The organism is Candidatus Chryseobacterium colombiense (genome assembly GCA_029203185.1).
GTDB lineage: Bacteria > Bacteroidota > Bacteroidia > Flavobacteriales > Weeksellaceae > Chryseobacterium > Chryseobacterium colombiense.
In genome coordinates this window covers 2,261,880-2,280,302 of the sequence record CP119310.1, presented here as the reverse complement: position 1 = coordinate 2,280,302, position 18,423 = coordinate 2,261,880, and the positions used below count along the sequence as shown (strand labels likewise).

General features: G+C 34.3%; 14 protein-coding genes. 7 read left to right on the top strand and 7 right to left on the bottom strand.

Annotated features, from left to right (window positions below; genetic code table 11):
- Nucleotides 1–79 precede the first annotated feature (79 nt).
- On the top strand, nt 80–1,726 hold the full coding sequence (locus P0Y62_10150) for an alpha/beta fold hydrolase (protein WEK68232.1): 1,647 nt from the start codon (nt 80–82) through the stop codon (nt 1,724–1,726).
- Here P0Y62_10150 and P0Y62_10145 read toward each other — a convergent pair.
- Nucleotides 1,723–2,586 carry a GH25 family lysozyme gene (locus P0Y62_10145; GenBank protein ID WEK68231.1) on the bottom strand — a complete coding sequence of 288 codons (864 nt, stop codon included), beginning with the start codon at nt 2,584–2,586 and terminating at the stop codon, nt 1,723–1,725. The two genes, P0Y62_10150 and P0Y62_10145, sit on opposite strands and share 4 nt — an antisense overlap.
- A gap of 65 nt (nt 2,587–2,651) precedes the next feature.
- Here P0Y62_10145 and P0Y62_10140 point away from each other — a divergent pair, with 65 nt between their 5' ends.
- The 5 genes from P0Y62_10140 (at nt 2,652) to deoC (ending at nt 7,189) form a co-directional block, all read left to right on the top strand.
- Complete coding sequence (locus tag P0Y62_10140) at nt 2,652–3,914, top strand: NAD(P)/FAD-dependent oxidoreductase (protein ID WEK68230.1); 1,263 nt, start codon at nt 2,652–2,654, stop codon at nt 3,912–3,914.
- Nucleotides 3,911–4,582 carry a tRNA (guanosine(37)-N1)-methyltransferase TrmD gene (gene trmD, locus P0Y62_10135; protein WEK68229.1) on the top strand — a complete coding sequence of 224 codons (672 nt, stop codon included), beginning with the start codon at nt 3,911–3,913 and terminating at the stop codon, nt 4,580–4,582. Before P0Y62_10140 ends, trmD begins: the two co-directional genes overlap by 4 nt.
- Nucleotides 4,583–4,993: 411 nt before the next feature.
- Nucleotides 4,994–5,935: an endonuclease gene (locus tag P0Y62_10130; GenBank protein ID WEK68228.1), complete on the top strand. Its 942-nt coding sequence runs from the start codon at nt 4,994–4,996 to the stop codon at nt 5,933–5,935.
- 33 nt (nt 5,936–5,968) lie between these two features.
- Complete coding sequence (locus P0Y62_10125) at nt 5,969–6,439, top strand: Lrp/AsnC ligand binding domain-containing protein (GenBank protein ID WEK68227.1); 471 nt, start codon at nt 5,969–5,971, stop codon at nt 6,437–6,439.
- 3 nt (nt 6,440–6,442) lie between these two features.
- Nucleotides 6,443–7,189 (top strand): deoxyribose-phosphate aldolase, encoded by a 747-nt coding sequence (gene deoC / locus P0Y62_10120; protein ID WEK71796.1) that lies wholly within the window; start codon nt 6,443–6,445, stop codon nt 7,187–7,189.
- A gap of 59 nt (nt 7,190–7,248) precedes the next feature.
- Here deoC and dusB read toward each other — a convergent pair whose 3' ends face one another.
- The gene (gene dusB, locus P0Y62_10115; protein ID WEK68226.1) at nt 7,249–8,247 is read right to left on the bottom strand and encodes a tRNA dihydrouridine synthase DusB; all 999 of its coding nucleotides are present in this window, start codon (nt 8,245–8,247) and stop codon (nt 7,249–7,251) included.
- 73 nt (nt 8,248–8,320) lie between these two features.
- On the bottom strand, nt 8,321–11,530 hold the full coding sequence (locus P0Y62_10110; protein ID WEK71795.1) for a hypothetical protein: 3,210 nt from the start codon (nt 11,528–11,530) through the stop codon (nt 8,321–8,323).
- A 193-nt stretch (nt 11,531–11,723) separates the two neighbouring features.
- On the opposite strand from P0Y62_10110, the gene P0Y62_10105 reads away from it, so the two are divergent.
- Complete coding sequence (locus tag P0Y62_10105; GenBank protein ID WEK68225.1) at nt 11,724–12,674, top strand: T9SS type A sorting domain-containing protein; 951 nt, start codon at nt 11,724–11,726, stop codon at nt 12,672–12,674.
- Nucleotides 12,675–12,828: 154 nt separating this feature from the next.
- Here the strand turns inward: P0Y62_10105 and P0Y62_10100 are convergent, their stop codons facing one another.
- The 4 genes from P0Y62_10100 to P0Y62_10085 all read right to left on the bottom strand — a co-directional run bounded on the left by P0Y62_10100 (nt 12,829) and on the right by P0Y62_10085 (nt 18,405).
- Nucleotides 12,829–15,645 carry an aminopeptidase gene (locus P0Y62_10100; protein ID WEK68224.1) on the bottom strand — a complete coding sequence of 939 codons (2,817 nt, stop codon included), beginning with the start codon at nt 15,643–15,645 and terminating at the stop codon, nt 12,829–12,831.
- Between the two features lie 152 nt (nt 15,646–15,797).
- Nucleotides 15,798–17,156 carry an orotidine-5'-phosphate decarboxylase gene (pyrF, locus tag P0Y62_10095; protein ID WEK68223.1) on the bottom strand — a complete coding sequence of 453 codons (1,359 nt, stop codon included), beginning with the start codon at nt 17,154–17,156 and terminating at the stop codon, nt 15,798–15,800.
- 281 nt (nt 17,157–17,437) lie between these two features.
- Nucleotides 17,438–17,785: a DUF1232 domain-containing protein gene (locus P0Y62_10090; protein WEK68222.1), complete on the bottom strand. Its 348-nt coding sequence runs from the start codon at nt 17,783–17,785 to the stop codon at nt 17,438–17,440.
- A gap of 80 nt (nt 17,786–17,865) precedes the next feature.
- A complete protein-coding gene (locus P0Y62_10085; GenBank protein ID WEK68221.1) occupies nt 17,866–18,405 on the bottom strand; it encodes a TlpA disulfide reductase family protein in 540 nt (179 codons plus the stop codon).
- Nucleotides 18,406–18,423: the final 18 nt, after the last annotated feature.

Below are 18,423 nucleotides of genomic sequence, written 5' to 3'. Positions count from 1 at the left end.
ACAGTTGTGTTGTTAAATTTAATAAGGTATTATGAGCTTTTGATTAGGAAAATAAGGATTTTTGTTTCAAATTTTTACCATGAAAAAACTTAGTTTTCTATTCCTTTCCCTTGTTGCTGTTTATTTCCAAGCACAGGTTGTTTCAGCCACGGTATTTTCCAAAGAGGAGAATAAACCGATTCCTTATGTAAAAGTAGGTGTAGACAAAGAGAAAACCGGAGTGATTTCAGATGAAAACGGGAATTTTTCCATCGATCTTTCCAGGATAAATTCTACCAAACCTATTTTGATTGAAGTTCCCGGATATGAAAAATATTCTCAATCTGTTCAAGACTTTAAAAATCTGGACGGACAAAAGATATTTTTAAAAGAAAAGGTGAAAAATATTGACGAGGTACATATTAAACCTAAAAAGCTGGTGGATAAAAACTGGGGAGTGAATACCAAGACAAAAAGCGTGATGTACAATGTAAATCCGGATATAAATAATGAGAACTTTTTAGGTGAGACAGCTTTAGAATTTAATACCAGTAAAAAATCAAAAATTAAAAACATCAATCTGAATATCTCAAGCTATACTTCTGATCAGCCTGTTCTAATGCGTTACAGCATTTATTCGGAGAAAAACGGTTTTCCGGATAAGAATGTTTTGGACGAAGAAATTACGGTTGAACTGACGAAAGAGATGATAAAAGACGGTACCTTTACTTTGGATGTTAATGACCGGAATATCTGGGTTCAGGGGAGATTTTTTGTCGGAATCCAGTTTTTGAAAAGATTCCAGGGGAGAATCACGATTAGTGCTGCGTTGTTCAGAACGGGATATATCAGAGAATTTTATGGTGACTGGAAAAAAATGACTATTGCTGCACCAGCTATTAATATTGATGTTAAAGTGGATAAAAACGGGAAAAATAGTAAAGACGACGTGAAGGATAATAATGATAAGGTTTCAATCCTGGCTCCGGATCTTAGTCAATATAATTTAGAATCTGAAAATTCTGTTTACGGTAAAAATGATGCTGTGGGAAACACTCTGAAATTGAATGATACGGAATTGTATTATGAAATCTATGGAGAAGGTGAGCCACTTGTTTTACTTCATGGAAACGGCGGAAGTATCAAAGAATTTTACAAACAGATTCCCGAACTTTCAAAAGAATTTAAAGTCATTGCTGTTGATACAAGAGCTCAGGGAAAAAGTAAAGACTTTACCAAAGGTGATCTGAACTACAAAATTTTTGCTGATGACTTGAAGCATTTAATAGATCATTTAAATATTTCAAAAACTAATATTTTAGGATGGAGCGATGGAGGAAATACAGGGCTTGAATTTGCTTTAAAATATCCTCAGAATCTCAACAAACTCATCATTATCGGAGCCAATATCTTTCCAGAAGGAGTTGATGAAGATTTGCTTAAGAATTTTAAAACCAAAGCCCGTTTCATAGAACTTGCCAACCAACCGGAACATGAAACTGAAAAACGATTGTTGAATCTTATGCTGACTGAGCCAAATATCAATAAAAAATCTTTACAGAAAATTCAGAATCCTACATTGGTCATTGCCGGAGAAAACGATGTGATCAAGAAAGAACATACTGAAATGATTGCCAAAGAAATTCCCAATGCCAAGCTTAAAATTTATCCTAAAGCTACCCATTATCTTCCTTTTGAAATTGCAGAAGATCTAAACAAAGACGTTATTGTTTTTTTGAAAAATTAATCTAAAGTCAGGCTTTTTAAAGACCATGAACTTCCATTGTAGATATCAAGATCTACTTTGGTGTTAATGCCGTGTACGATTCCGTTTTCGGTAAATTGCCAGAAATCCCAGCTGTCATCGGGAGACGGAGCGGGAACATCATTATAATTGGCAAGCCAGAGCGGATAATCATCAAATTCACCTTTCAAAAAATCTTTATAATAATGATAGTAGGTGTAAATGATAGGCTTTTCGCCATATCTTTCTTCTACAATTTTGCACCAGACTTTTAAATCCTCTACCAGTTTTTTGTTGGATTTTCGCCTGGGAATTTTTTCAATATCTAAAATAGGCGGCAAATCACCACCTTCTAAATGCACGTTGGCCAAAAAATTGTTAGCCTGAATGACAGGGTCTTCATCGGATCTGTAAAAATGGTATGCTCCCCGTATCAGTTCATGCTTTTTGGCCTGTTGCCAGAACTCATCAAAATGTTTGTCAGCACTGCGGTTTCCCATGGTAGCCCGCATAACTACAAACTCCAGAGGAATTGTTTTGTTCCCAATGCTTAAACTATCCCAGTTGATATCTTCCTTATTCTGATAATGTGAAACATCAAAACCATACGTCTTATCAAGATTATCCGAAAGTATTTTTTGAATTCTTAAGGCTTCTGCTTCAGTATTATGTAGTTTTTTATGCTTAAATTTATTAAAATATAAAGCATAATAATAGCTTATGGAATGTTTTAAATACAATCCTGTTCCGATAAGAGCAATAAGAAGTATTACCAATACAATCCTGCGACGGAAGAAATAGCTTTTCCGTCTGTTTTTATGGATCTTTTTGGCAGTCTTTTTGGTGTACTTTCTAGGGCTCATAAAGTTTTGCAAAACTAACTTTTTAAGCGAAAAAATACTAAATAAAATAAGTAAATTTGTGTAATATGGAAACACGCGAAAAGATCATCATTATAGGAGGCGGCTTTGCGGGATTGCAACTTGCAAAAACGTTGAACAATAAAAATAAAAAAGTTATTGTTCTGGACCGGGTAAACCATCATATGTTTCAGCCGCTTTTTTATCAGGTGGCATGTGGCAGGATAGAACCTTCCAATATTTCTTTTCCGTTCAGAAAAATCTTTCAGCAATCCAGAAATACACAATTTCGTCTGACAGAAGTAAAAGAGATTGATGCAGCTCATAATAAAGTCATAACAGATGGAGCAGAATTTACGTATGATAAATTAGTTATTGCAACCGGCTGTAAGACCAATTTTTTTGGAAATAAAGATCTTGAATCAAAAGCTTTCGGGATGAAAAATACCCAGGAAGCCATCAGTATCAGAAACCATGTTTTAATAACATTTGAAAAGTTGATCTTAGAAAAAAGCAGAAGCGATGACGGAAACTGGAATATTGTAATTGTAGGAAGCGGACCGACGGGAGTGGAACTTGCAGGTGCTTTTGCCGAAATGAAAAAAGATATTCTTCCAAGAGATTATCCTTACATGAATTTTGATCACCTTAAAATTATCCTGGTAAGTTCTACGGAGAAGCCACTCGCAGTAATGAGCAATGAATCCCAGGAAAAATCTGAAAAATATTTAAAAGATTTAGGAGTGACTTTCCTGAGTGAAGAATATGTAACAGATTACGATGGTGATAAAGTGTACATGAAAAGCGGAAAAGAAATTCCTTCAAATAATGTGATCTGGGCAGCAGGAGTTACCGGAAATGTGATTGATGGTTTTCCCGCCGAAAATCTTATAAGAAACCGATATATTGTTGACCGGTACAATAAAATAAAAGGGTATGATAATATTTATGCCATAGGAGATATCGCCTATATGGAGACTCCGAAATATCCTCAAGGTCATCCGCAGGTTGCCAATGTAGCCATAAATCAGGCAAAAAATCTAGGGAAAAACTTTTTGAAAAAGAAAGTTAGCGAATGGAATGAATATGAATACGATGATAAAGGTTCTTTGGCGACAATAGGCAAACATAGAGCAGTTGTAGATCTGCCGTTTATAAAATTTCAGGGATTCTTGGCTTGGTATTTTTGGATGTTCCTCCACTTAATGCTAATTTTGAGCGTTCGAAATAAACTTGCCGTGTTTTTTAACTGGATGTGGAGTTATTTCAACAAAGATTCAGCTTTAAGATTAATTATTTTACCTAATAAGAAAAACGGAACATTACAATGAGAATTGATATCATAAGCGTACTTCCAGAATTGATGGAAAGTCCATTTCAAACTTCCATATTAAGAAGAGCAATGGATAAAGGACTGGTAGAAGTGCACTTTCATCATCTTAGAGATTGGGCAATCAATAAACACAGGCAAATAGATGATGAGCCTTATGGAGGAGGTGCAGGAATGGTAATGATGGTAGAGCCGCTGGATAAATGTATCTCCGAACTGAAATCGCAGAGAGAATACGATGAGGTGATTTATTTAACACCGGACGGTATTACTTTGAATCAGAAAATTGCCAACACGCTATCTATAAAGAACAACCTGATTTTCCTTTGTGGTCACTATAAAGGAATTGATCAGAGGGTAAGAGATCTTCATATCACCAAAGAAATTTCTATTGGAGATTATGTTTTAACCGGAGGAGAACTTGCAGCATGCGTGCTCGCGGATTCTGTGATCCGTCTTTTACCCGGAGTTCTTAATGATGAACAAAGTGCATTAACCGATAGTTTTCAGGATGATCTTCTATCGCCGCCTATTTATACAAGGCCGGAAGTTTATAAAGGATTAGAAGTTCCCAAAGTATTGCTGAGCGGTAATTTTGGCAAAATTGAAGAATGGCGGCACGACGAAGCCGTAAGAATAACGAAAGAAAAACGACCGGATTTATTATAAATCCGGTTTTTTATTGAAATAAATTCCCAAAATTTTAATAAAAAATGAGTAAAGTTTCAATTGGGTCTAAAAAACATAAAATAATCTTATTTTCTGACTAAGGTTTAGATTAAAAAACCACAAAAACAGTGATTGTTAGGTATAATTTTTAATTTTTTTACGAAATATCTTCGAGGTTCAAATTGACTGAAAATTATCCGGGATTGAAGAAAAATTAATTTAAGATTCAAGGTATTTTAAGTAAAATTTAAACCCATACTAATGATTAAATTGTTAATTTTCGCATTATGTAAATTTGGTTTTTTTGTTTTTCATAAAATAATTGTGAAATAGGTAATAATATTTGTAAAAAAGTGATAAATTTACATTCGGAATTTAAGGTGGAGAACCGCGTTTTGAAAATGAATGTTGATGGAATTATTAGCTTTTTATAATGTAGAAAATTTATTTTTACCTGATCCGAAACCCACACATAAGCTTGATCCTACTCATTCAGGATTGAGAAACTGGGATGAGCGAAAATATAAGAATAAGCTACACAAAATTTCTCATGTTTTTCAACTCATAAAAGATAAGAAAGGTTCCCTGCCATTCCTCATTGGTTTGTCTGAAATTTCAGGAAGAAAAGTCTTAGAAGAGCTTGTACAAATGCAGCCTTTTAATTCAGATTATGGAATTGTACATTACAATTCTATGGATGAAAGGAAAGTAGACGTAGCATTGCTGTATGACAAATCAAAAGTGGAAATTTTAGATTCCGAAGCCATTACTTTTTTTTTTGATAGAGGAAATCCGAATAAAGAAGATTATGACACGACAAGAGATGTCCTTTTTTCGAAAATAAAATGTAATGATGAGATTATCAACGTTTTTGTTGCTCATTTACCCTCCAAAAGAGAAAAAGACGTCAATAAGCCTAAAAGAGACTTTATTCTCAAAGAGATTAAAAGCAAAATTGTAGAAATCATTAGTAACCGTAATGAATCTGTGATTTTGTTTGGTGATTTCAATGAGAATCCGGATGAAAAAAATCTAGTTGAGATGTTATCTGACTCCCCCTCGGGTAAAATCTTAGAAAATCCTTTTCGGCAATTATTTACTGAGAAAAAGTACTCCACTTATCATTACAAATCTGGTCTTTTGTTCGATCAGATTATATTATCCATGTCTTTTTTTAATAAAAGTATGGGGCTTTGCTTTGAGGAAGCATATGTTTTTAATGTGGAAGAAATCAGTAGCAAAGATAAAGTGTTTAGTGGGAGGCCTTTTAGAACCTATGCAGGAACCCGTTATTTAGGAGGATATAGTGATCATTTTCCTGTAATTGTAGAATTAAGAGAACATAATAAGTAAAAATAAAAGTAAAAAAGCAAAAGTTTAACAAAAATGAAAGACGCTGAAAACACAACCTACCACCTAGACTCCATAGATAAGCAGATTATCCATATGCTGATGGATAATGCGAAAACTTCTTTAGCACATATTTCAAAAAATGTTGGGATTTCTACAACAGCAGTGCATCAAAGAATAAAAAAATTGGAGCAGGCAGAAGTTATTGAAAATTCAATTTCTTTTTTGAATCCTAAAAAGATAGGGTATAAGGTAATTTCCTATATCGGTGTTTTCTTAGATCAGCCAAGTCATTATCCGGATATGGTAAAGGCTTTGAGAGATATTAATGAAGTAGTGGAAGCACATTATACAACCGGAAATTATACGATTTTCTTAAAAGTTCTGTGTAAAGACAATGATCATCTGATGCAGATCCTTAGCAAAATTCAGAAGCTAAAAGGAGTGACCAGAACAGAAACTTTCATATCTTTGGAACAAGGTATTTACAGACAACTGAAAGTATAACAGATTATGAACATTGCACAATATTTGGATTCAACCTATTTGAAAACTCCTGCGCAGTCGGGACTTTCAGATGAAGAAACTTTACAGAAAGATATAGAATTGACACAGGAAGCGATTGATAACGGAATCTTTGCCGTAATGATTCGCCCTGATTATGTATCTGAAATCAAAAAGTATATCCAGGAAAAACAATCCAATGTTGTGGTAGGTACTGTTATTGGTTTTCACGAAGGAACAGATTCTATTGAAGAAAAACTGGCGGAAGCTAAACAAGCAATCGTAGACGGAGCAGATGAATTGGATTTTGTTATTAATTATACTGCATATCTGAAAGGAGATTTACATTTAGTAAAAGAAGAATTTGTACAATGTACATCCCTTTGTCTGCAGCATCATAAGATTGCAAAATGGATTATCGAAATTGCAGCTCTAACGGATGTACAGATTGCAGATCTTACTAAGAATATTTCTAACTGGGCTGAAGAGAGTTTTTCTGAGAATGATTTATCAAAAATTTTTGTAAAATCTTCAACCGGCTTTTATAAAACTGAAAATGGAAAACCTAACGGAGCAACATTTGAAGGAGTAAAAATTATGCTGGATAATGCAGGGAAACTTTCTGTAAAAGCAGCGGGAGGAGTGAGAACTTTTGAAGATGCTGAAAAAATGATTAATCTTGGAGTCAAGAGAATCGGAACTTCTTCTGCGCTGGCTTTAATTAAAAATCAGTCTGCTTCAGAAGGATATTAATAGAAAGATATTTTTTTAATACAAAAAGAAAACCCATCAAATTTTGATGGGTTTTTATTTTATGCTTGTTGAGCGAAATATTCGGTGTAAAATTCCTGAGTTTCTTTGATTAAAGCATCCATTTCTTCTAAAGTAAAAACTTCCAGGAATTTCTTTCTGAAATCCTTGAAATGCGGAACTCCACGGAAATAATTGCTGTAATGCTGTCTCATTTCAACCAGTCCCAATCTTTCTCCTTTCCATTCTGCACTCCATTCTGCATGTTGACGAACAGCTAATAATCTGTCTTCAATAGTTGGAGCAGACAAATGTTCGCCGGTCTTAAAGAAATGTTTTATTTCGTTAAAGATCCAAGGATAGCCAATCGCTGCACGACCGATCATAATTCCGTCGCAGGCGTATTTTTGTTTATATTCCAGAGCTTTTTCAGGAGAATCGATATCTCCGTTTCCAAAGATTGGAATTTCAATATTTGGATTTTGTTTAATTCTTGAGATATGCTCCCAATCGGCTTCACCTTTATACATCTGAGCACGTGTTCTTGCATGGATCGTTAATGCTTTGATACCGGTTTCCTGAAGACGTTCGGCAACTTCGTCAATATTAATGGAAGTGCTGTCCCATCCTAAACGGGTTTTTACCGTTACAGGAAGATGAGTAGAGCTTACTACAGCCTTAGTCAAACGAACCATAAGGTCAATATCTTTTAAAACTCCAGCTCCGGCACCTTTGCAAACCACTTTTTTTACAGGACACCCGAAATTGATGTCAACCAAATCAGGATTTACAGTCTCTACAATTCTTGCAGACATGGCCATTGCCTCTTCATCGCCTCCAAAAATCTGAATTCCGACAGGTCTTTCGTAATCAAAAATATCAAGTTTTTTTCTGCTCTTAATCGCATCACGAATTAAGCCTTCAGAAGAAATAAATTCTGAATACATTAAATCTGCACCATGCATTTTGCATAATCTTCTGAATGGAGGGTCACTTACATCTTCCATCGGAGCCAGCAAAAGCGGAAATTCCGGCAGTTCTATGTTGCCTATTTTTATCATGGTGCAAATTTACGAAATTCTAATCTTTTGAAAATATGATAATATCTATTATCGTAATTAATAAGGAAAAATGTTAGAAACTTGCTTTTACCTGCATGCTTCCGATATGAATGGTTCTATCTCCCGAATTTCTTCCTTCATAAGTTAAATTCAACTGAAGGAATGAGTTGATCGCCTGTTGAATAAACACACTCCATACCTGGTTTTTACCTGGTTTTAATCCATCAAGCATTTGATTTCCTACAATACTAAAATTATTTCCGGTAAAGTCATTATTGATGAAGGAGAAATTTCCTCTGATGGAAGTTTTTTTACGCTCCCATTGTATGGTCCCGGTAATGTCGAATGCTTTTAAAAGTTCTTCACCATCTACTCTTTGTTTCTGTCTGTAGGCAGAAGAAAGTTCGGCTTGAATGGCATCTGTGAATTTATAGGTTGCTTTAGGCTTTGTTTCAAAATTGTTTAAGCGATAATCTCTTGTTGCAAACAGCTGGGAAGAATTTTTAATATCATGAACAGAGTTTTCCCAATCTACCCTGAACTCTTTATTAAACCAATATCCGATATTTAAGAAATGGGAAGTTTGCTCTCTTTCTTCGTTACTGAAATTGGCATTGATGAGGTTGTCATTTGAGATAAAACGGTAATTACCATTCCAGCCTGATTTTTCGGTAGGATTGAACTGTACAGAAGTTAATATATTCTGATTTTTCAGGATCTGATTATCACTTTTTTCAAAAGGATTGAGCACAAGTACTTTATCTTTTTTATAGAATGAATTTTGTGAATTCAGGGAAATATTAAAATTCCAGCGTTTTAAAAATTTATTTTCAGAGTTAAATATAATGGCAGGATTGACGAATAATGCTAACTGAAGCTTGTTTTTATTGGAGGGAAGATAACGTACCGAATTGGTATATACTCTTATGTATTGTGCTAAATCCGAATATTCTGCAATCTCAAATTCATCAAGCTGCTGAACGCCATCTCCATTGTAATCGGTCCATTTATAAATACCCTGTCCGTCCGTTACTTTTATATACTGAAATTCTCTTTGTGCTTCCTGTCCGTTTCCTAATTCATAAAATGCCTGTAGACGCATTCCGTTTCTGAAAAGCTGCTGATTGTAAAGAATGTTTCCGACAACGAAATCATTGTTCTGGGTTACATTCGGCTCCTGGTTTTGATAGAAAAACTTTCTGTAATGAAGCAAAGCATTCAGCGTTGTTTTTTCTGTTTTAATAATCTGGCTTTCCGCCATGAATCCTAAAATATTATTCATACTTTGAAGACGGTTATCACGTACAGAGTCATTACCTCTCATGTATACTTTTGCCAACAGTTTGGTTCTGGTACTGTCTCCGATTTTTTTCTGCACAAAAAGTTCTCTCCAGCTGAAACTGGTGACATCCATGAGTTGAGTGTCATTATATGTTTTCTCATTATGCTCCATACTTCCTCCTACCGCCCAGCTTCCTTTCTGTCCGGTAAATTCTGTAGAAGCTCCTCCTCTTATGAATTTGGTATTCTGAAGGGTTGCTTTTGTATCCAGATATGATAAATTTCCTTTTGTTAAAAATTTACCTTTAATCCAAGAAAAATCCAAATCATTTTTAATTCCTTTATAAGAATCCTGTTCATCCAGGTAATTGATGCGGTAGTTTAAAGTCGATTTATTATTCCATTTATTTAAAAAGCTGAATGTAAACCTGTTTTGAGTTCTTCCGCTGAATTCCTGGGCCAAGTTGAAATCCCTGGAAAATTCCACATCATTGATGCGGTCTAAGATATGGAACTGCTTATCAATATATTGATATTCAAAAGTTGGAGTACCACTCCAGTTGTTTTTCTTGAAAATTTTGTTTCCGAATACACGCCATGCATATCCAGTATTTAGTCTTGAATCCTTTGAAGAAAATAAGTTAACATCATAATTACTCAATGAAAAATCTGCTCCTATTTTACCGTCTTTAAGTGCATATTCAGAATTTAATGAGTATACCTGGGATTTTTCAGGAGATGGCAGTTTTCTTACAGCTCTGTAGTCTCCCAGATTTGTCCCTACATATTGGAAAACACGTCCGTTGTTGGTGGTCTGAGTAAGTTTATAATCCCCTAGATTGGTACCAAAATAAGTAAAAGATACCTGATAAAGGGTTTCGTTGGCATCTGTTGAAAATTCATAATAATTTCCATTAGGATTCAGCCTGTATAGGATTTTGTTCACATCATACTGGGTGACCACTCCTGATGGTGCATACATAAGATCAGGATTATTACCTGCATTTGCTAAAATTTGTTCATCCTCCTTAGAAAGATTAAGAGCCAGAGGAGCATTTTTATTATCATTTTCCATAAACCAGTTTAATCCTAGTTTAAGTTTCTCCCTTGCATGTTCTATTTTCCCTGTAAATAAGTATCTTGAATAATTTCTATTGGTATAATTATAAGAAATGGTAATGAAATTTTGTTGGAAAATAGGCCGGAAACTGGTAAAAGTAACTTCTCCGGTATTGTAGTTGATAATGTAATCCTGGTTTTCCCCTCTTTTCATTAAAATACCATCAATAAAAACCTGTTCAGAACCGGAAATCAGCGTAATGAACTGTTCCCCGTTTTTTCCGGTTAATCGATAAGGTCCCTGATTTCCTTCCACCCCCTGAAAACGGACTCTGTGGAATTCACTTCGCGCTACACCCATAGAAACATCCACGAAAGTTTTATTTTCCTTTCCCATTTCGGTCTGGAATTGAAGTCCCATGCTTCTCCTCTGATATTTGGCAAAGTAATTTTTTGTTTCCGCTAAATCCAGATGTCCGGCTCTAAGAATAGATTTATCTTTTATGTTAAGCTGCATATAGATCTTATCAAACTCTTCCAGGGTTTGAGTATATCCATCCGCTTGAATAGGAAGGTTGTGATCAGAAATACTGGCTAAAATCGTGACATCTTTAGAAAGTCTCCCGGAGATTTGAAGGTCCATAGAGCTTTGTACAGACTGTCCCTGATTGTTACCAAAAGTAATTCCACGGATAATAGAACCTTTGGAATTTAACTCCCCTAAAAATCTTTTTTTGTCATTTTTAGCTAAAACCGCTTCATCTACAAGGATTCTGTTGCTGGTCTTTACAAAATCTAAAGTGTCCTTTGCAAAAATATCCTGTTCCAGCTTAGCAGCAATGATACTGTCTTTCTTTGCGGAGAGAATACTGTCTTTTTTTAAAGTGTCTTTGGGCAGGTTCGGATTTTTCCACGAGAAAATCTGCGCATTTCCATAGAATATGCCCGTAAAAAACAATACGAATATTAAAAGATAATTCCGCAATTCTTTAAAAATAATTGGTAAAAATAGCTAAAAAAATACTTATACTTGGGGTTTTAGTAGTATTAACAAAAAATTAATCCAATTATTGCTTTTGATTAAAAAAATGATGTAATTTTGTGCTATAAATTATAAATAATTAAAAAATTAAATTATGAGAAAAATATTTACTGTTTTAGGAATTGTTGCTGTTTCAACAATAATGAATGCGCAAACAACTGTTTTAACGGATAACTTTAACTATACCGGAGCTTTAACTTCAAATGGTTGGGTTTCACATAGTGGAACTGCAGGTCAATTGACTGCTGATGGAACTAAGGTTACTCTTGTGGCTGGAAATAGTGAAGATGCTAATAAAGCATTTTCAACGCCATATACCGTAAGTGCAACAGGGATTAGTAAGGCAGATTATTCTGCTACAATTAACGTTGCAAATGCTACAGGGTTAACTACCGCTGGAGATTACTTTTTGATGTTTGTCGTAACAGCTGGAACTACTCCTGGAAACTTTAATGGGAGATTATATATTAAAGGCTCTGCTACAGGATATACATTAGGAGTTTTAAATAATGGCTCGGGAACTCCTGCGCCAAATCCAACTTATGGTGCTGAAATTCCTTATGGTACACCTGCAAATATCACTCTTACATATATAATAGACAATTCTGCAAGTCCTGCTACAAATACTACAACATTGCAAATTAATTCACAGCCGCTTTTGACAAATAATTTAGGAACTGGATCTGCACCTGCAACTTTAGGAGGAGTTGCTATTAGACAGGCCGGAAGTGCAACATCTGGTACTGGAAATGTTAGTATCAGTAATTTGGTGGCTAGAGTTTATGCCAATGGTTCATTAGCTGTTGCAGATTTCGGAAGAGAAAAATCTCTTTTTGTAAAAAACACTTTTGTAAAGAATAATAAAATTGTTTTCGGAACTGACGCAAAAAATGTAAAAGTTTATAATATGTTCGGACAAGTAGTGAAAACAGCGTCGGTAAAAGCTGATGGAACTTTAAATGTTGCTGATTTGGCAAAAGGAAACTATATCGTTACAGGTACTGTAAATAATGAAGCAGTTTCTCAGAAAATTTTGAAAGATTAATTTTAACAGAAAATTATATTTTAAAAGAGCTGTCATTTTTGATAGCTCTTTTTTTATTAATTAATAAATACTCAAATTAACTTTTGATTTTAGTAGTTAAAAATTTACTAGGAGGTAAAATAGTTATAAATCACGCCTGTTCTTACATGATTTATTAATACCAACCTCGTCTCGCTGCATTAATAATAGATCCCAGGTTTAGTACCAATGTATATCGTATACGTTTTGCATAATCTTTGAAAGAAGGCTCAAAACCTAATGAAGACTGTACAGGGAAAAATACCTCAAGAAAATCAGGAATTATCTTCACTTTTATTCCACTGTCCCAGATAAATTGAGTCGGTCGGTTTTTGTTTTTATAAAATCCGGCGTCTGCATATACATGGAAAATTTTCCAGACACTGGAATCTACATTGAAAGAAGTGATCCATTGGTTTACACTTCCTGGTAGAAAAGATTTGAATCCTCCGTCTGCTAAAATAAACTGCTGGGCCAAAATTCCGCTGCTGGCACTTTCACCTAAAAGTGTGTAGGAAAATGAATAATTGGAAACTCTCGAAATACCATAATTAAACATACTGTTTCGGGTATCATTTCTTAGGAAATATCCGGCAAATAATCTTAAGCTCAGTTTTTGTTTAGGAGCAAATTCCCATCTGTAAAAACCTTCAGCATTTATTTTGTTAAAATCTTCCATTCCCTGAGTACTAATGCTTAAGCTTTTCTCATGGATCATCTGACTGTCGCTGTATCCATATCCAAGGCTCCAGAGATTATATTTGTCATAATCTTTGTTGGCAATCATTGCTGGACTGAGATCTCTTTCGAAATAGTTGTATGAAAAAGCCAGACTTCTTCCTACGGTGCTTCTTGGATTTTTTCTGAAATTAATGTTAGAAAAAGCAGAAAGTTTGTGATAGGCAAGATTATAGTCATAATGAAAATAAGAGCCCGAAACTCCGAAAGTCAGACTTCGGATAATACTTTCGGCAGGAAGAAAAGAGTAGGAGATGGCTCCAGAACCCGTCATTTTTCCTGTTCCGGAACTGTACAGCGGGGTAAATGAATACAGGAATTTCTGGTCAAAAAATGACTGGTTTTTAAAATTGACTCCAAACAAGAATTTATCGTAAGTATTATTAAATCTGATCTTTGGGCTTATATAGATTTCATTGAATTCCGGATTGGGAATATCTTTTATGAATTTGAATTTAATTTTCTTAGTGTTAGAGAAAAAACCTTTGGCATACAGGTAATTGTCCCTGTATTTAGATTCAGGGAAGATATAATCTTCATTCAGTGTGATTTTGTAAATGTCATCGGCAGGAAGTGGAAAAATTTTTGTTTTTTCGTTGTCTTCGGCGTCGACCCAATATTCTTGCTTGCTGCCGTCTCTATCTTCTGTTTTTAATTTTACAGGAATGTTTGAAAATGTATTTTTACGAATTTTAATATTCAATGTGTCATTTTCTGTATGTAATCTTTTTAATTTAAAATTAACCCTGTTTTTGTGTTCCAGAAAGTTGGCCAGATATTCTGTTCTCTTATCTTTTTCTGAAAGCTCCTTTAAAAAATCTCTCGGATTAATGTTTTGATGAGAATTTTTTACAATAAAATCTTTTAAAAGATTGTTGAAATTATCATATCCCATTTTATCAGCAGAATAATTGAACAAGCTTCCTGTTTCAAAACTGCTGATCGCCATATCATTAAAGTTGCTCAAAACCGTGAACTTTTCATCAACTTTCTGGTCAAGATTCTGCGACATGATATATTGGTAGGCAAGACCATATCGGTCAACCAGTTTAACCTTGGAAGCATGGAATAGTTTTAAAGGCTTTATTCCAAAGATTTTAGCTTCCGGAAGTGTTCCCAAAAGTTTGGTCTCTTTATAGAATTTATTCAGATACTGGATTTCCAAATAAGACTTTAAACCATTTTTAAACCAATGATTATCCTGTTTATTGGTTATAATGCTTTCATCAAGAATTTTCTTTGCAATAATTCCAAAGTAGTCCAAATCTATTTTTTCAGCATCTGTAAAAAGAGGAAAATTAAACTTCCAGACACTAATATCGTTATTCCCGAAAAAATCTTCCTTATTCCTGAATTTCTCAGAAATAAAAAGTGTTTCAGGAACAAATCCTAGTTTTTCTTTAATAAACCTTAAATGAAGAGGGAGAAAAAACTCCAGATTTTCTTTTTCCTGAGGATTCAGATCATATCCGAACTTTATTTCAGTGTTAATATCATCAGTATTGATTTTGATAACCGGAAACGCTTTTTTAGAAAGAATAAATTCAGGATCAGAATCAAGATCATCGGTGAAATGGCCATTTGAAGATTGAGAGATATTACTTTGAATAGAATAGGCTATATCGGAAGTGAGATTAATATCCCAAAAAGTATTGAAGTTTACAGATTCTTCAATATCATGATATTTTTTTGAAGAAATATTGTCCGGATCGAAGTGATCGGGAACAATAAAGAAATATTTTAGAGCTACACCATTGCTAGATGTGCCATATCCTGTAAACCTTTGATCGGGGAGCTGCATTTTGTACTGCAGCTGCAATTTGATTTTTTCTCCCGGTTTCAGTGCTTGCTGTAAGGGAAGGAAAAGATTTTCGTCTGAGAGGTCTTGAACGGGAATATCCCGACCGGAACTTTTAATCTGTAAGTTTAAAAGCTTTCCCAGTTGTTCATCTTTAGCAAAATGAAGATCAGTATTCCGGTCTTCCAGTTTTCTGTAGGCTAAAGATGTTCCTCTCTTATGATAGGCAGAAATCCAGTTTAACAGTTTTATAGTGTTCAGCTCTTTTTCAGAATGGTTATAATAGACCAGTTCCTGAGTTACCGTTAATGTTTTGTTATCTGCAGAAAGCCTGGCTTCAACAGATATACTGTCTTTCTGTGCAGAAATCTCTACAACACCTAAAAACAAAATAAGACAAATACTAATTCTTTTCAATATTCCTGATAAAGTACCAAATATAACTTATTTTGGATAGATTTCGTAAAGATTTGAGTAAGGAGTTGATAAAAAATTAACCACAAAAGATATAATAGATCTAAATAAGTTCTTTAGTACCTCTTGTGGTTAAAAATATTTTGAATTATTTCTTATAAAGAATTCAAATAAGCTTTCCAGCCTTCATTTTTATAAGTGATAGCAGCTTGTTCAGGGTTTTCAGCTTTATAAATCCCTCTGCCTACGATAATGAAATCGGTATGAAGAGTTCTGAACACATGTTCCGGCGTATTGTATTGCTGTCCTTTTCCATCACCTGAATCAGCAAGATTCACACCTGGCGTGAACAATAACAGTTCTTCAGGAAGTGTATTTTGAGAAACTCCTCCTATTACATTTGGGTGAGATGAAGCCACCTTTAAAGCTTCTTCTCTGTAGCTGCTTGTAGTTAAAGCTCCTTTAGAAGACATTCCGATAATGGCAACTACACCTACATTTTTGAAACAGTCTAAAGATTCAAAACCTCCAATTACCTGTGAGGTTACAAAATCTGCCCAGTCAGTAATTTTAAAAACTCCACTTGTGAACTGAAGCTGCTGAGTGTTTCCAATGTCTGCAAATTTTCTGTCTTCCATTAATAAGAAATTGTGTTTTGCAGCCAATGCTTTTAATGGAGTAATTGTTTTTTCGTATTCAAAATCAGAAATAACATCGATATGAGTCTTTAATGCAATGATATGCGGTCCAACTTTATCAGCAAGATCTAATAATTCCTGAGTGGTCGTAACATCAGCAGAAGCAATTAGATTAGATTGTTTAGCGATGGCGGTTTCTAATAATTTTTTAGAAACAGAATGCTGAGCACTGTTTAGCTTTTGTTCGTAAGAAGCTTTTGTTTTTTCTTCAAACTGAATATGGTTCCCTTGTAAGAAATCATGAATTCTTTTTACCTCTTCGTCAGATAATTCTCCATTTTCCTGAAGAATCTCGCAAACTTCTGAAATGTTGAAAAGTGTGTGTACTTTATACCCTTTGCTTTCCAAAAGCTGTGTTCCGCCTTGTTCTCTGTCAAGAACGACAACGATATCCGCAACTTTAAGATCTTCCTGTTCTACTTCTGCAATGGTTTCGATCAAAGATTTTCCTGAAGTGATGACATCCTCTACCAAAAGACAGTTTTGTCCTTTCTGATAAATTCCTTCGATCAGTTTTTTTGTACCGTAGCTTTTTGCTTCTTTTCTTTTAATAATTAACGGAATGTAACTTTCCAAAGACATTGCTGTTGCCATAGGAAGTGCAGCGTAAGGAACCCCACAGATTAAATCGAAATTATCCAGAGGAAGCATTTCCAGTAAATAATTAGCCAGACTTTTCAAAATTTTAGGATCTGAAGCCAGTGGTCTTAAATCTACATAAAACGGACTTTCAATACCGCTTTTTAATGTAAATCTTCCGAATTTAATGATGCCAAGCTTGTAGCACTCCAAAAAGAATTCTTTTTTACTTTCCATTATTTTTTATTAGATGGTGCAAATTTAAGGATTTGAAAACGAAATGGGAAAACTCAAATATCAATTTTATCTAGGAAAGTAAATAGTGAATTTTACATTCAAATTTTTGATGATATTTTAAAACGTTGTTAGGGATGATTATTTGTTGTAATGAAAAAATAGTTTGTCATTTCGACGATAGGAGAAATCTAATTTATGCTCAAAGGATTCTTTCACTCAACTTTCGCTTTGTTCAGAATGACAGCCGATAATAAAAAAACATTCCCGATCGGGAATGTTTTCTATTCTATTATTTCAGCGTCAATAATCTTTGGTCCTCCTGCACTGTATTTTTGTTGAGCTTCCCAAAGTAAAAATTTGTCCACCTCTTTGATGAGTTTAGGAATTACCAGGTATAAAACCGCAAGATCATCCATGACTCCTAAAACAGGTATTGCTACTTCAGGCACAAGATCAATAGGAGAAATTACATATAAAAGACCTAATAAAGGAAGAATAATGTCGATAGATTTCATGGGATATGTCCCTTTTCTCCACATTTTTATCATTCTGAAAATATCAGGAATCTTTTTCATAAAGCCTTTGTGATTGATGGCTTCTTTTGCAAGATTAAGTTTCGAATATTTCATTTTGTGTTTGGTTTAAATAATTTTAACCCTGTATATTTCACAAACTTTGTACCAAATATTTATAAAATTTAGTTAAAAAATTATTTAACGATGCTGTCGATAAACTGATGTGCTGATTCTGAGTTCCAGTCTCTTGAAGCATCTTCTTTAATGATGATTCTTCCGTTTTTATCCAAAAGATAAGTGGTAGGAAAAACTTTAGGAAGTATTTTTTCAGAAATAGGACTTTGTGCAATATATACAGGAACATTGTAATTGTTGTCTTTCAGGAATTTTCTTACGGCATCTTCTTGATCATTCATGGCGATTAAAACAAAGTTTACCTTATCTTTTTTTGTGTCATAAAGTTTTTGGATCGAAGGCCATTCTTTTCTGCACGGAGGACACCAGGTTCCCCAGAAATTAAGAAAAACAGCTTTGTCTTTAAAAGCTTTAAGATTGGTACTCGGTACATTGATTCCCTGCAGATCAATATCATAATCTTCTTCGCTTACATGAACGGCATTTTCAATGGTTGCAATTGGAAAAAAAGCGTCCTGTAATTTTTCTTTCACTCCGGGAACGAATGCAATCACGCCGATAATGATAATTAATACAAGATAAAGTATGTTCTTTTTCATGAGTTTTACTATTAATTA

Coding starts and splice junctions, on each gene's coding strand:
- trmD (WEK68229.1), top strand. CDS start 3,911: ATGAGAATTGATATCATAAGCGTACTTCCAGAATTGATGGAAAGTCCA.
- dusB (WEK68226.1), bottom strand. CDS start 8,247: ATGATAAAAATAGGCAACATAGAACTGCCGGAATTTCCGCTTTTGCTG.
- P0Y62_10130 (WEK68228.1), top strand. CDS start 4,994: ATGGAATTATTAGCTTTTTATAATGTAGAAAATTTATTTTTACCTGAT.
- P0Y62_10085 (WEK68221.1), bottom strand. CDS start 18,405: ATGAAAAAGAACATACTTTATCTTGTATTAATTATCATTATCGGCGTG.
- pyrF (WEK68223.1), bottom strand. CDS start 17,156: ATGGAAAGTAAAAAAGAATTCTTTTTGGAGTGCTACAAGCTTGGCATC.
- P0Y62_10140 (WEK68230.1), top strand. CDS start 2,652: ATGGAAACACGCGAAAAGATCATCATTATAGGAGGCGGCTTTGCGGGA.
- P0Y62_10125 (WEK68227.1), top strand. CDS start 5,969: ATGAAAGACGCTGAAAACACAACCTACCACCTAGACTCCATAGATAAG.
- P0Y62_10105 (WEK68225.1), top strand. CDS start 11,724: ATGAGAAAAATATTTACTGTTTTAGGAATTGTTGCTGTTTCAACAATA.
- P0Y62_10150 (WEK68232.1), top strand. CDS start 80: ATGAAAAAACTTAGTTTTCTATTCCTTTCCCTTGTTGCTGTTTATTTC.
- P0Y62_10090 (WEK68222.1), bottom strand. CDS start 17,785: ATGAAATATTCGAAACTTAATCTTGCAAAAGAAGCCATCAATCACAAA.
- P0Y62_10145 (WEK68231.1), bottom strand. CDS start 2,586: ATGAGCCCTAGAAAGTACACCAAAAAGACTGCCAAAAAGATCCATAAA.